The sequence below is a fragment of the Paracoccus sp. (in: a-proteobacteria) genome, from assembly GCF_030536915.1.
GTDB lineage: Bacteria > Pseudomonadota > Alphaproteobacteria > Rhodobacterales > Rhodobacteraceae > Paracoccus.
This window is the reverse complement of sequence record NZ_JAUNPC010000022.1, coordinates 24541-37063: the sequence shown is the minus strand read 5'-3', so window position 1 is coordinate 37063 and position 12523 is coordinate 24541. Positions and strand designations below refer to the sequence as shown.

The window sequence follows — 12523 nt, the reverse complement described above, 5'->3', positions numbered from 1 at the left end:
ACCCGTCATGGCGGAATACCGGTTGGCTGAAACGCAACCCGTGGTTCGAGGCCGAGCTGGTCCCCGAACTGCGCCGCACGCTGGCCGAGGTGCTGTGACGACGCCCCAGACCGAACTCGACCGCCTTTGCGCGCATGTGCCCTTTCACGACGCAGGGCCGGTGCAGCGCGCGGCGATGCTGCGGCGGCTGGCGGACACGGAACTGCACGCGGCCCTTGTGGCCGAGCCTGCGGGCGACCGGGCCGAGCTGCGGATGTTCGACCTGCCCGGCGGCGCGGTGGCGCTGGCCTCCGACGACGAGGCCGCGCTTGCCGGGTTCCTCGGCGGGCCGGTGGCCCATGTCTCGCTGCCCGGCCGGGTGCTGGCGCGGGAACTGGCCGGGGCGGGCCGGGGCCTGCTGGTCAACCCCGGCCGCCCCTCCGAGATGCTGCTGGACGCGGGCGCGCTGGGCTGGCTGATCGCCGCGCTGTCCGAGACGCCCGAGGCGGGCGAGGCCGCCCCCCGCCGCCTGATCCCGCCGCGCCCCGATGCGGTCGGGACGGTGGCCGAGCCGCTTGCCGCCCGGCTGGGCGACATGGCGGGGATGGTGGCGGGCGCGGCGCTGGTGGGCGTGGACTGGCAGGACGGGCGGCAGGGGCACCTGATCGTCGTGGCGGGCGCCGGCAACCCCGACCGGCCGGCGATCGCCAAGGCCCTGGCGGAACTGATCGCCTTCCTGCCCCCGGTCGAGGGCGGCGTCGACGTCACCTTCGAGGACCTGCCCCTGCCGCAAGGCGCCGTGCGGATCGAGGCGGTGGCCGTCCCGAAGCCCGCGCCCATGCGCCGCGACCCCGACGCGCCGCCCCGGCTGCGCTGAAGCCTCGCCTTCCGGGGCTCCTCCCCAAGCGCCTCGGGCGGCGATGTCCCAAGGCCGCGCTGACCTTCCCGCAACCCGTCCGCCTTGCTGCCCTGCAGGAAGCCTGCGCGGCGAGGGCCGACGGAACCTGGCGGCGATGATCCTGCGCTGGCCGTCAGTAGCCCCGCGCCCGGTCCACCAGATGCAGCAGCGGGCGGCCGTCCATGGCGCGGCGCAGGTTCTCGGCGGCGACGGGCGCCGCCGTGGCCGGACGGGTGTCGGCGGCGATATGCGGCGTCACCGTCACGCCCGGATGCGCCCAGAAGGGATGATCGGGCGGTAGCGGCTCGCTGCGGAAGACGTCCAGCACGGCATGGGCCAGCCGCCCTTGGTCCAGCGCGGCCAGCAGCGCCTCGTCGTCCAGCACCGTCCCGCGTCCGGGGTTCAGCAGGAAGGCACCCTGCGGCAGCATCGCCAGCCTGCGGGCATCCAGCAGGTTCCGCGTGTCGGGCGTGTCGGGCAGCAGCGAGATCAGGATCTCGGCCCCTTCCAGTGCCTGCGGCAGCGCATCCGCCCCCAGCACCCGCACCCTCGGAACCGCCCGGCCCGAGGCGGACCAGCCCGTGACGGGAAAGCCCACGCCCTGCAGCCTTGCCGCGACGGCACGCCCAAGTTCGCCCATCCCGAGGATCGTGACCGGGCGCTCCGACGCCAGCGGCGGCACCAGCCCGTTCCGCCATACGCCGTCCTGCTGGTACCGATCCATGCCCAGATGCAGCCGCATCGCCCAGCCGAGGCACCATTCCGCCATCCCCTGCGCCAGCCCCGGATCGACCATCCGGCACAAGGGCTGGGTCAGCGTCCGGTTGCCGACGATCCGCTCGACCCCGGCCCAGAGGCTTTGCACCACGCGGGCGCGGGTGAAGGGGCGGAAGTCCATCGGCTCGCCCGTCCGGGGATAGCCCGGCGCATAGATCAGCGCGTCGAAGTTGGCAGGATCGCCCTGGCGGCACAGTTCCATTTCCGGGCAGGCGGCGCGCAGGGCGGGGGACCATTCGTCCCAGAGGCGGGCAGGGGCGGCGAAGAAGACGCGCATCAGCGGGGCCTGTTCACATGGGCGGATTGGACAAGCCCGAAGGCCATCAGCAGGATCATCAGCTGCGTGCCGCCATAGCTGACCATCGGCAAGGGCACCCCCACGACCGGCATCAGCCCCATGACCATCCCCATGTTGACGGCGAAATACAGAAAGAACGTGCCCCCGATCCCCAGCGTCATGAGGCTGGCGAAGCGGTCGCGGTTGGTCATCGCCGAATAGATGCAGAAGGCGATGATCAGCGCGTAAAGGCCCAGAAGCGTGATCGAGCCGACGAAGCCGAATTCCTCGGCAAGCGTGGTGAAGATGAAGTCGGTGTGCTTTTCGGGCAGGAAGTTCAGCCGGCTCTGCGTGCCCTGCATGAAGCCGCGCCCCGACCAGCCGCCCGATCCCAGCGCGATCTGCGCCTGGGTGATGTTGTAGCCCGCCCCCAGCGGGTCGGTCGTCGGGTCCAGGAAGGTGTCGATGCGGCGGTACTGGTAGTCGTGCAGCAACTGCCATTCCGTCCCGCGGCTGCGCATGACCGCGAAGACCAGCCCGCCCACCGCGCCGATGACGGCCGCGAAATACCACAGGCTGACGCCCGCCACGAACATCATGATGCCCCCGCCCGCGACCAGCATGACCGATGTGCCAAGGTCCGGCTGCGCCAGCACCAGCCCGGTCGGCAGCAGGATCAGCGCCACCGGGATCAGCACCCACAGGGGCCGCGACACGCGGGCAAGGTCCAGCCAGGCGTAATAGGTCGCCAGCACCAGCACGAGCGCGATCTTGCTGATTTCCGACGGCTGCAGCTTGATCGGCCCGAGGTCCAGCCATCGCTGCGCCCCCATGGCGTTGTGGCCGACGATATCCACCGCCAGCAGCAGCCCGAGGCAGACCACATAGGCCGCGACCGAGATCGAGCGCCAGAACCAGACCGGGGTGAAGGCCAGCGCGATCATGGCGACGAAGCCGACGGCAAAGCGTTCCACCTGCGGCTCGACCCAGGCCTCGGCCCGGCCGCCCGCGACCGAATAGAGCATCAGGAAGCCGGTCGAGGCCACCGCCGCCAGAAGAAGGGTCAGCGGCCAGTTCAGATGCAGGATCTTGCGCCAGCCGGCCGGCGCATGGTCGGGCTTGTAGTCGAGATAGCTGCTCATTCCGCCCACCTCATGCCCGCGCCCGCCCGGGGCCCGCCTGCGCGACAGGCGAGGGCGCTAGCCGCATCCGGCCCAGCATCTCGGCGATCCCGTCGCGCTGGCCGGGCGGATAGGCGTCCAGCGGCGGCAACCCGCCCGCCAGCGCGTAAAGCAGGATGTCCCGCGCGATGGGCGCCGCCACCGCAGATCCGCCGCCGCCATGTTCCACCACGACCGACACCGCATAGCGCGGGGCATCAACGGGGGCGTAGCAGACGAACAGCGCATGGTCGCGGCGGTTCCAGGGCAACTGGTCGTTGCGGATGACGCCGCGGGCGCGTTCGGCGGCGGTGATGTTGCGGACCTGGCTGGTGCCGGTCTTGCCCGCCATCCGCCATTCCGCCCGGTGGATGCGGGCCCGCGCGGCCGTGCCGCTGCCGCCGTTCATCACCGCGTCCATCCCCGCACGGGCCGTGGTCAGATGCGCCGGCGACAGCCCTAGGTCGGCAAAGACCGGATCGGGGGCGACCACGCCTTCCACGGCGCGGACGAGGCGCGGCCTGACCTCCAGCCCCGTGGCGACCCGTGCGGTCATCACCGCAAGCTGCAGGGGCGAGGCCAGCACATAGCCCTGCCCGATCGAGGCGTTGATGCTGTCGCCGACATGCCATTCCTGGCCGTGGCGCGCCCGCTTCCAGGCGCGGTCGGGGGCGATGCCTTCGGCAATGGCGGACATGGGCAGCTCATGCCGCACCCCGATCCCCAGCCGCCGCGCCATGGCGGCGATGCGCTCGATCCCGATCTTCTGCGCCAGTTCATAGTAATACACGTCGCATGAGCGTTCGAGGCTGGCCACCGCCGCGACCGAGCCATGGCCGCCCCTGCTCCAGCAGTGAAAGCGGCGGCCCGCGACCGTCGTGTGGCCGGGACAGTGAAAGCGGGTGCCCGCATTGATCAGCCCCGATTCCAGCCCCGCCAGCAGCGTCACCATCTTGAAGGTCGAGCCGGGCGGATAGACCCCCTGCACGGTCTTGTCGGCCAGCGGGCGGTGGTCATGTTCCATCAGCGCCCTGTAGTCGGCGCCGGAAATCCCCCGCACGAACAGGTTGGGGTCGAAGACCGGCGACGATGCGCTGGCGAGGATGTCGCCGTTCCGCACGTCCATCACCACGGCGGCGGCGCTTTCCTCGCCCAGCCGCTGGACAGCGAAGTTCTGCAACCCCGCGTCCAGCGTCATCTGCACCGTCTCGCCCTGCTGGCCCTCGATCCGTTCCAACTCGCGCATCTCGCGGCCGGCGCTGTTGACCTCGACCCGGCGGGTGCCGGCCTTGCCGCGCAGCCGGTCCTCCAGCTTGGCCTCGACGCCCAGCTTGCCCAGTTGGAACTCGGGCAGCATCAGCACGGGGTCGGGGTTTTCCATCTTGGACAGGTCATAGTCGGACACGGGACCGACATAGCCCAGCACATGGGCGAAATCGCCGGCGCGCGGGTAGTTGCGCGACAGGCCGGCCTCGGGCGTGACGCCGGGCAGGGCAGGGGCGTTGACGGCGATGGATGCGAACTGGTCCCACGTCAGGCGGTCGGCGACGATCACGGGGGTGATGGCGCTGCGCTTGTCGATTTCCGTCAGTAGCGCGGCCACTGCCGTGTCGGTCATCGGCACAAGCTGCCGCAGCCGGGCAAGCACCATTGCGGGGTCGCCCGCCTCTTCTTTCGTGATGGTGGCGCGGTAATTGGCCTCGTTCCCGGCGATGACGATGCCGTTGCGGTCGTGGATCAGCCCGCGCGCGGGCGGCAGCAGCCGGATCTTGATCGAGTTGCCGTCGGACAGCAGCCGGAACTCGTCGGCGCGGTCCAGTTGCATCGTCTTCAGCCGCCAGCCCAGCGTCGCCACCACGGCGGCCTGGATCGCGCCCAGCATCAGGGCGCGGCGGCGGATGCTGCTGCTGCTGTCGGAAATGTCGCGGGCGGATTTCTTCATGGCTCAGGCAGGTTCAAAGGCGTCGTGCCGATTGCGGCGCAGCCCGAGCACCGACAGCCCTGCTGCGACAAGGGGATAAGCCCCGATCGTGGCGATCAGGCGCAGAAGATCCTGCCCCGCCGGCGGCAGCGGCGCCAGTGTCGGGGGGACAAGGAACACGGTACGGATCACCCGCTCGGCCAGCACCATCAGACCCATCAGCATCGCCACACGCAGCCATTCAACCAGAAATCCCTGGTCGCGCCAACGCTGCTGTCGCTGCCGCGCGACTTCGGTGGCCATCACGGCAAGGGCCGCGCCAAGGCCGGGGGGCTGCAGGGTCAGGATGTCGGCAATCAGCATGACCGCGGCGACCGCCAGCACGGGCACCTGCGCGGGACGCCGCAGCACCCAGACAAAGGTCAGGGCGAGTAGCCAGTCCGGCCCCGGCCAGCCGATCCGGCCGGGCGCAAGCGGCAGCAGCGCCACGACGATCAGCGCAAGCGAGGTTAGCAGATACAGGGTCAGGCCCAGAAGCTGGCGGTGGCGATAGGGGACCGGCATGGCTCAGTCGCTTGCTTGCGCTTCGCGGTCGGCCTGAGGCGCGGGCGACAGGGCAGGGGCTGGGGCGGTCGCCAGCGCGGCGGCCTGGTCGGTGGGGGTGGGGGCAGGTTGCGGCATTTGCGGGCCGATCATCCGGCCCTCGGGCGGCAGGATCAGCACGCCGCTGTCCACCAGTTGCTCAGCCGGGTGGCTGCGCAGCACGCGCAGGAACTCCAGCCGGCCGTAATCCGCCGCCAGCCGCACCCGCATCCGCCGGTCCGAGGTCTGGACCGCCTGCCCGACCAGCAGCCCCGGCGGGAACAGCCCACCGTCGCCGGATGTGATCACGCGGTCGCCGGGGCGGATGTTTTCCGGGCTTTCCATGAAATCCAGATAGGGCAGGGCGGTGTTGTCCCCCGTCAGCAGCGCCCGCTGCCCCGCAGGCTGGATCGTCACCGGCAGGCGCGAGGAGGGGTCGGTCAGCAGCATCACCCGGCTGGTGGTTTCCCCCACGCCCGAGATGCGGCCGACAAGGCCCAGCCCGTCCATCGTGGCCCAGCCTTCCAGGATGCCGTCGCGCGCCCCGCGGTTCAGCAGCACCGACTGGCGGAAGGCGGTGCCGCTGTCGGCCAGCACCACGCCCGAAACCCCCGTCAGCGCCGGGTCCAGCCGGACGTTGTTCTGCGCCAGCAGCTTGGCGTTTTCCTGTTCCAGCTGGACGGCGGCCTCTTTCCAGGCGCTCATCCGCTGCAACTCGCGCCGCAGTTCCTGGTTCTGCTCGTATAGCCGCTGGTAGGACTGGAAGCTCGCGGCCATGCGGCTGGCCGCGGTGACCGGCGCCATCGCCCAGTCCATCGAGGGCAGGAAACGGTCCACGACGGCCGCGCGCATCCGTTCCGCGCGCGGGCTGTCGATGCGCCAGAAGACGAAGACCGCCATCAGCACCATGACCAGAAGCGCCACGAGGATGCGGCGCACCGGCTTGGCATAGTCATAGCCGCGGCGGGCCATTCAGGCCGCCTCAGCTGTCGTAATCGATGACGTGGCGCAGCTGCTTTTCGTATTCCAGCGCCTTGCCGGTCCCCAGCGCCACGCAGTTCATCGGCTGGTCGGCAAGGCCGACCATCAGCCCCGTCTGCTCGCGGAGCGCAAGGTCCATCTCGCCCAGCATCGCGCCGCCGCCGGTCAGCATCACGCCCCGGTCCACGATGTCGGCGCCGAGGTCGGGGGGCGTCGCCTCAAGCGCGATCATCACCGCGTCGCAGATCTGCTGGACCGGCTCGGCCAGCGCCTCGGCGATCATGGCCTGGGTCAGTTCGACCTCTTTCGGGACGCCGTTCAGCAGGTCGCGGCCGCGCACCATCAGGGTGTCGCCGCGCCCGTCGTCGGGCATCCGGGCGGTGCCGATCGAGGTCTTGATCCGCTCGGCCGTGCTTTCGCCGATCAGCAGATTGTGGTGGCGGCGCAGGTAGTTGATGATCGCCTCGTCCATCCGGTCGCCGCCCACGCGCACGCTGCGGGCATAGACGATGTCGCCCAGCGACAGCACCGCGACCTCGGTGGTGCCGCCGCCGATGTCCACGACCATGCTGCCGGTGGGTTCCGTGATCGGCATCCCCGCGCCGATGGCCGCGGCGATGGGTTCGGCGATCAGCCCGGCGCGGCGGGCGCCCGCCGACAGCACCGACTGCCGGATCGCGCGCTTTTCGACCGGGGTCGCGCCATGGGGCACGCAGACGATGACCTTGGGCTTGGAAATCGCGCTGCGCCGGATCGCCTTCTTCATGAAATGCTTGATCATTTCCTCGGCGCTGTCGAAATCGGCGATGACGCCCTCGCGCATCGGGCGGATCGCCTCGATGCTGCCGGGGGTGCGGCCGAGCATCAGCTTGGCATCCTCGCCCACCGCCAAGACCTGCTTCTTGCCGTCCTTGACGTGATAGGCCACGACCGAGGGCTCGCTGAGGATCACGCCCTTGCCCTTGACGTAGATCAGCGTGTTCGCGGTCCCCAGATCGATCGCGATGTCGGTCGAGAACAGACCGAAGAATGCCATGGTGAAGTCCCTTCCGTGCCTGCCCGGCGCCGCTTTTCGTTCTGCCCGACCCAAGGTCGGCGGCGGCCGCGGCCCCGTATAGGCAACCCCGTCCCTCCGGGAAAGCGGATTCACGCATAAGGTGAGGGCGACCGGCGGGCGCCTGTGCTAGGCTGTCCCCCACGGGGTCCAACACGAAGGAGAGGACGCATGGCGAAGACGGTGCAACAGATGCTCGACGCGGCGAATGCCATCGTGCCAAAGGTGGACACCGCCGAGGCCCGGCGGCTGGTCGAGCAGGAAAACGCGCTGCTGGTCGATCTGCGCGACTCGGCCGAGATCGACAGGACCGGCAGGCTGAAGGGCGCGGCGGCAGTGTCCCGCGGGATGCTGGAGTTCCGGGCCGACCGGGACAGCAAGTACCACGACCCGGCCTTCGACCCGTCGCGCCCGGTGGTCCTGTATTGCGGTTCGGGCGGGCGCGCGGCCTTGGCCGGGCAGACGCTGAGCGAGATGGGCTATCACAGCGTCTACAACCTGGGCGGCTTTCAGCAGGCGGCCGATGCCGGGATGGAAACCGAGAAATGAAAAGGGGCGGCCAGCGCCGCCCCGTCCGGTTCAGTGGGAATACATGCTGACGGCCTTGGTGTCGGCGTCGGGCGCGGTCTTTTCGCGCCGCACCTTCAGCCGGTTCAGCGCGCCGACATAGGCTTTCGCGCTGGCGAGGATCGTGTCGGTGTCCGCCGCCTGCCCGGTCGCGATGCGGCCGTCCTCCTCCATCCGCACGCTGACGGTGGCTTGGGCGTCGGTGCCTTCGGTCACCGCATGGACCTGGTAGAGCTGCAGCGTCGCGTGATGGTCGAACATCGCGTCCACCGCGTTGAAGGCCGCGTCCACGGGGCCGTCGCCCTGCCGTTCCTCGGTCCGTTCTTCGTCGCCCACGACCATGGTCAGGGTCGCCATCGCGGGCTCTCCCCCGCCGCAGACCACGCGCAGCTTCTTCACCTGCAGGTAGTCGCTGTCGGTGTTGGCGCTGCTGTCCTGCATCAGCGCGACGAGGTCGTCGTCATAGACCTCTTTCTTGCGGTCGGCGAGGTCCTTGAAGCGCACGAAGACGTCGTTCAACTGGTTGGCGCTGATGTCATAGCCGAGGTCGGCCAGCTTGGCGCGCAGCGCGGCGCGGCCCGAATGCTTGCCCATGGCGATGTTGGTCTCGTTCAGCCCGATGTCGGCGGGCTTCATGATCTCGAAGGTCTCGACGTTCTTCAGCACGCCGTCCTGATGGATGCCGGATTCGTGCAGAAAGGCGTTCTTGCCGACGATGGCCTTGTTGAACTGCACCGGGAACCCCGAGACCTGCGCCACGCGGCGCGAGATGCCCATGATCTTCCTGGTGTCGATCCCGGTGGTGAAGGGCATGATGTCGTGGCGGACCTTCATCGCCATCACGACCTCTTCCAGCGCGGTGTTGCCCGCGCGCTCGCCCAGGCCGTTGATCGTGCATTCGATCTGCCGCGCGCCCGCCTCGACCGCGGCAAGGCTGTTCGCGGTCGCCATGCCCAGATCGTCGTGGCAGTGGGTGGCGAAGATCACGCTGTCGGCGCCCGGCACCCGTTCCAGCAGCATGCGGATCAGCGCGGCCGATTCGCGCGGCGCGGTGTAGCCCACGGTATCGGGGATGTTGATCGTGGTGGCCCCGGCCTTGATGGCGATTTCCACCACGCGGCAGAGATAGTCGTGTTCCGTCCGCGTGGCATCCATCGGCGACCACTGCACGTCCTCGCAAAGGTTGCGGGCGTGCGTCACCGTCTGGTGGATGCGGTCGGCCATCTCGTCCATCGTCAGGTTCGGGATGGCGCGGTGCAGCGGCGAGGTGCCGATGAAGGTGTGGATGCGCGGCCTGCGCGCGTGGCGCACCGCCGCCCAGGCGCGGTCGATGTCGGGGATCTGGGCGCGGGCCAGCCCGCAGATGACCGAGGTCTGGGCCTGCTTCGCGATCTCGCTGACAGCGGCGAAGTCGCCCTCGGATGCGATGGGGAAGCCCGCCTCGATCACGTCCACGCCCATCTCGTCCAGCATCTGGGCGATTTCCAGCTTTTCGGCATGGGACATGGTGGCGCCGGGCGACTGCTCGCCGTCGCGCAGGGTGGTGTCGAAGATGATGACGCGGTCGGGGTCGCGGGTGGTGGTGGTGGTCATGGTGCTTCTTTCTGGCTGTCGTGGGAAGAAGCCGGGCGCTGCGCTTGACTGAGCGGCGGCCCGGCGGACCCGCTCAGCGCAGCGTAAGAAGCAGCAGACCGCGGAGATTCACGACGAAACGGGCACCCGGCTGGGTGCCTGCGTCGATCGTCGTGGCCATGGGCATGATCCGCGTCATGGCGGCGACTATACCCGCCCCTTCGCGGTTGAAAAGGGGCAAGCGCGACTTTTCGCCTCAGCCCCGCTGCGAACCCCGCGCGCCGACGCGCGGAAAGTCGATCGCCGGGCAGCGGTTCTGCACCACCGTCACCCCGGCGGCGCGGGCCTTTTCCGCGGCGCCCTCGTGCATGACGCCGATCTGCATCCAGACCGTCTTCAGCCCCGGCAGGCAGGCCAGCGCCTCGTCCACGACGGGAGGCACGGATTCGGACCGGCGGAAGATGTCCACCATGTCCACGGCAAGGGATTCGGGGATCTCGGACAGCGAGCCATAGGTCGTCTCGCCCAGGATCGTCTCGCCCGCATGGCCGGGATTCACCGGGACGATGCGGTAGCCCATGTCTTGCAGGAAGCGGGCGACGCCATGGCTGGGCCGCTCGCGCTTGGGGGACAGGCCAACGATTGCAATGGTCTGGGTCTCGGACGCGATCCGGGCTATTTCGGCTGCGGTCATGCTGCGCTTCCTTCGGATTTCCGTTTTCATTGACAGGCGGTGCTTGAAATGAAAAAGCGCCCGGTCGAAACCGGGCGCAAGTCGCGGAACGAGGGACAGTGATCTGAACGAGACCGTTCCGTGGTCAGGTTCATGATGTAAATGTGCATCATTCCGCCAAAGTTCCAACCTTCTCGCGAAAACGTGAAGATTTATCGGCCAAGGCGTTTCCACTGGCTGGCGGCGCGGTCCAGCACGCCATGCGGGTCGTCGCCAAGCTGCTGTCGCGCTTGGGGCGAGCTGGTCAGGTAAAGCGTCTGGCCGATGACGACGAACAGGTCCGGCCGGCCGGGGCGGCGCTCTCCTTCCGACAGGGCCACGGGGCAGTTGCCGCCGAAGCCGGGGGCATAGGCGCGGGGATTGGCCTCGAAGGTGGCGCGGTTGGCCTCATTGGCGAAGCGCCATTCATGCCCTTTCCAGTGGGTCGAGATCGAGGGCTCGCCGCCGACGACCCGGCCCGCGTCGCGCAGGCTGACCGCGTCCATGCCGCCCAGCGCCTGCGCCTGCGCCGGGCCCAGCGGCGCGGCGGCCATGGCGGCGGCCGCAAGCAGCGCCAGAAGCGGCCGGGCAGGGCGCGGCGGTCGCCGCAAAGCCGATCGGGGCAGGGGGGCAGGCCGGGGCTGGAAATGACGATCGACAAAGGACATGCGGTCGATGTCGCATCGCGATGGCCGCCGCGCAACGCCGCGCCGCCCCGGCTCGCCGCAACGTGACGAGCCGTGCGGCCCCCCCGCAACACTCGCGCATGACGCGATCAACCTGTGCTTGCGGCATACAGCGCAATGGCCGCCGCATTCGACACGTTGAGCGACCCGAAGCCGGCGGCGGAAGGTATCCGCACCACCCGGTCGCAGGTTTCCCGCGTCTTTTCCCGCAAGCCCGGTCCCTCGGCGCCCAGCACAAGGCAGATCGCGCGGCCCCGCAGGTCCGCCAGCGCCTCGGGCAGCGCCGCATCGCCCGTGCCGTCAAGACCCAGGACGACATAGCCCATGTCCTTCAGTTCAATCAGCGCCTCGGCGAGGTTCGTGACCCGCAGATAGGGTTGGCGTTCCAGCGCCCCCGAGGCCGTCTTGGCCAGCGCCCCGGTTTCCGGCGCGGCATGGCGGGCGGTGGCGATGACGGCCCGCGCCCCGAAGACCTCGGCCGATCGCAGGATGGCGCCGACATTGTGCGGATCGGTCACCCGGTCCAGCGCCACGACCAGCGGCCGGATGCCCTCGGGGCCCCTGGTGGCGACATCGGCCAGCCTGCCCCAGCCCAGCGGCCTGACCTCGACCGCAGCACCCTGATGGACGCTGTCGGGGGCCAGCGGCACTTCGCGGTCGAAGACGCGGGCATCGACGATTTCCGGCGTCATTCCCGAAGCCGCGAGGGCATCGGCCAGCCGGTCGGCGGCATTGCGCGTCAGCACCAGCCGCAACCGGGTGCGGGCAGGGTTCATCAGCGCGTCCCGGACCGCGTGCAACCCGAACAGCCACAGCGTCTCGGCCGCGGCGGCGCGTTTCGCGCGTTCCTTGTCGATGACCCAGGCGGGTTTCTTCGGCCGGGCGGGGCGGGGGGGGTTGGTCATGATCGCTCCTGTCCACCGGGTGATTGCAGCGGGCCGGGGCGGGATGCAAGCGCGCCGGTGCGGAAGCGCTTGACCAGCGTCCGCGCCGGGGCTAATCACCCCCGGCGTCGGGCGACGTGCTGCAAGGTGCGGCAGCGGACTGTAACTCCGCCGGGGAGACCCATGCCTGGTTCGATTCCAGGGTCGCCCACCATTTTCCCTTCAGCGGGTTGGTGGCGTGGCACATTCTAGGATGGGGTGTGCAGGCATCAGCCTGCAAGCGCCTTGAAGGCATTCCTTCTGCAAGAATCATGAAGCAGCGAGAAGCTGAAGCATACCGCTGCCGATGAAGGCGCGGGCTTCGGGTCGCAGGCTGGCGTTGCCCATGTCGCATGGGAAAAAGGCCATCCCGAACGAACTATGCGTGACAGCCTTGCAGATGAGGTCTTGCGCGACCAGGCGCAGGTCAGTCC

Annotated in this window: 12 protein-coding genes, 1 tRNA gene and 1 pseudogene; 4 read left to right on the top strand and 10 right to left on the bottom strand. The window is 69.4% G+C overall.

All coding sequences use genetic code 11. The features are described from left to right. A pseudogene (locus tag Q4F04_RS06010) lies at window positions 1–98 on the top strand (uracil-DNA glycosylase family protein); the annotation flags it as partial. Beyond that, window positions 95–856, top strand: a complete 762-nt coding sequence (locus tag Q4F04_RS06005; protein ID WP_303368929.1) for a hypothetical protein — start codon at window positions 95–97, stop codon at window positions 854–856. The pseudogene Q4F04_RS06010 and the gene Q4F04_RS06005, both read left to right, overlap by 4 nt. Before the next feature lie 154 nt (window positions 857–1010). Here the strand turns inward: Q4F04_RS06005 and Q4F04_RS06000 are convergent, their stop codons facing one another. From Q4F04_RS06000 to Q4F04_RS05975, 6 genes are read right to left on the bottom strand one after another with little or no spacing between them, the layout of a single operon-like run. Further along, window positions 1011–1931, bottom strand: a complete 921-nt coding sequence (locus Q4F04_RS06000; RefSeq protein ID WP_303368928.1) for a glyoxylate/hydroxypyruvate reductase A — start codon at window positions 1929–1931, stop codon at window positions 1011–1013. Continuing rightward, complete coding sequence (gene rodA, locus Q4F04_RS05995; RefSeq protein ID WP_303368927.1) at window positions 1931–3073, bottom strand: rod shape-determining protein RodA; 1143 nt, start codon at window positions 3071–3073, stop codon at window positions 1931–1933. The genes Q4F04_RS06000 and rodA overlap by 1 nt, the downstream gene beginning before the upstream one ends. A gap of 10 nt (window positions 3074–3083) precedes the next feature. After that, entirely contained in the window at window positions 3084–5033 is a 1950-nt protein-coding gene (gene mrdA / locus Q4F04_RS05990; protein WP_303368926.1) for a penicillin-binding protein 2, read from the bottom strand. Between the two features lie 3 nt (window positions 5034–5036). Next, window positions 5037–5576, bottom strand: coding sequence for a rod shape-determining protein MreD (locus Q4F04_RS05985; protein WP_303368925.1), 540 nt, complete (start codon window positions 5574–5576; stop codon window positions 5037–5039). Window positions 5577–5579: 3 nt separating this feature from the next. Continuing rightward, the gene (mreC, locus tag Q4F04_RS05980; RefSeq protein WP_303368924.1) at window positions 5580–6566 is read right to left on the bottom strand and encodes a rod shape-determining protein MreC; all 987 of its coding nucleotides are present in this window, start codon (window positions 6564–6566) and stop codon (window positions 5580–5582) included. Window positions 6567–6576: 10 nt separating this feature from the next. Further along, on the bottom strand, window positions 6577–7611 hold the full coding sequence (locus Q4F04_RS05975; protein ID WP_303368923.1) for a rod shape-determining protein: 1035 nt from the start codon (window positions 7609–7611) through the stop codon (window positions 6577–6579). A gap of 189 nt (window positions 7612–7800) precedes the next feature. Between Q4F04_RS05975 and Q4F04_RS05970 the strand changes: the two genes are divergently transcribed. Beyond that, window positions 7801–8178 carry a rhodanese-like domain-containing protein gene (locus Q4F04_RS05970; protein WP_303368922.1) on the top strand — a complete coding sequence of 126 codons (378 nt, stop codon included), beginning with the start codon at window positions 7801–7803 and terminating at the stop codon, window positions 8176–8178. Window positions 8179–8208: 30 nt separating this feature from the next. Here the strand turns inward: Q4F04_RS05970 and Q4F04_RS05965 are convergent, their stop codons facing one another. The 4 genes from Q4F04_RS05965 to rlmB all read right to left on the bottom strand — a co-directional run bounded on the left by Q4F04_RS05965 (window position 8209) and on the right by rlmB (window position 12071). Beyond that, the gene (locus Q4F04_RS05965) at window positions 8209–9789 is read right to left on the bottom strand and encodes a 2-isopropylmalate synthase (RefSeq protein WP_303368921.1); all 1581 of its coding nucleotides are present in this window, start codon (window positions 9787–9789) and stop codon (window positions 8209–8211) included. A 235-nt stretch (window positions 9790–10024) separates the two neighbouring features. Beyond that, window positions 10025–10462, bottom strand: coding sequence for a CoA-binding protein (locus Q4F04_RS05960; protein ID WP_303368920.1), 438 nt, complete (start codon window positions 10460–10462; stop codon window positions 10025–10027). Window positions 10463–10653: 191 nt separating this feature from the next. Then, window positions 10654–11034: a YHS domain-containing (seleno)protein gene (locus Q4F04_RS05955; protein ID WP_303368919.1), complete on the bottom strand. Its 381-nt coding sequence runs from the start codon at window positions 11032–11034 to the stop codon at window positions 10654–10656. A 221-nt stretch (window positions 11035–11255) separates the two neighbouring features. Beyond that, a complete protein-coding gene (gene rlmB, locus Q4F04_RS05950; protein ID WP_303368918.1) occupies window positions 11256–12071 on the bottom strand; it encodes a 23S rRNA (guanosine(2251)-2'-O)-methyltransferase RlmB in 816 nt (271 codons plus the stop codon). 109 nt (window positions 12072–12180) lie between these two features. On the opposite strand from rlmB, the gene Q4F04_RS05945 reads away from it, so the two are divergent. Continuing rightward, a tRNA-Tyr gene (locus Q4F04_RS05945) sits at window positions 12181–12264 on the top strand. Window positions 12265–12523: the final 259 nt, after the last annotated feature.

Excerpts from the sequence above, each read along its gene's own strand:
- Q4F04_RS05985 (WP_303368925.1), bottom strand. The coding sequence starts at position 5,576 with ATGCCGGTCCCCTATCGCCACCGCCAGCTTCTGGGCCTGACCCTGTAT.
- rlmB (WP_303368918.1), bottom strand. The coding sequence starts at position 12,071 with ATGACCAACCCCCCCCGCCCCGCCCGGCCGAAGAAACCCGCCTGGGTC.
- Q4F04_RS05965 (WP_303368921.1), bottom strand. The coding sequence starts at position 9,789 with ATGACCACCACCACCACCCGCGACCCCGACCGCGTCATCATCTTCGAC.
- mreC (WP_303368924.1), bottom strand. The coding sequence starts at position 6,566 with ATGGCCCGCCGCGGCTATGACTATGCCAAGCCGGTGCGCCGCATCCTC.
- Q4F04_RS05975 (WP_303368923.1), bottom strand. The coding sequence starts at position 7,611 with ATGGCATTCTTCGGTCTGTTCTCGACCGACATCGCGATCGATCTGGGG.
- Q4F04_RS05960 (WP_303368920.1), bottom strand. The coding sequence starts at position 10,462 with ATGACCGCAGCCGAAATAGCCCGGATCGCGTCCGAGACCCAGACCATT.
- rodA (WP_303368927.1), bottom strand. The coding sequence starts at position 3,073 with ATGAGCAGCTATCTCGACTACAAGCCCGACCATGCGCCGGCCGGCTGG.
- Q4F04_RS05955 (WP_303368919.1), bottom strand. The coding sequence starts at position 11,034 with ATGGCCGCCGCGCCGCTGGGCCCGGCGCAGGCGCAGGCGCTGGGCGGC.
- Q4F04_RS06000 (WP_303368928.1), bottom strand. The coding sequence starts at position 1,931 with ATGCGCGTCTTCTTCGCCGCCCCTGCCCGCCTCTGGGACGAATGGTCC.
- mrdA (WP_303368926.1), bottom strand. The coding sequence starts at position 5,033 with ATGAAGAAATCCGCCCGCGACATTTCCGACAGCAGCAGCAGCATCCGC.
- Q4F04_RS05970 (WP_303368922.1), top strand. The coding sequence starts at position 7,801 with ATGGCGAAGACGGTGCAACAGATGCTCGACGCGGCGAATGCCATCGTG.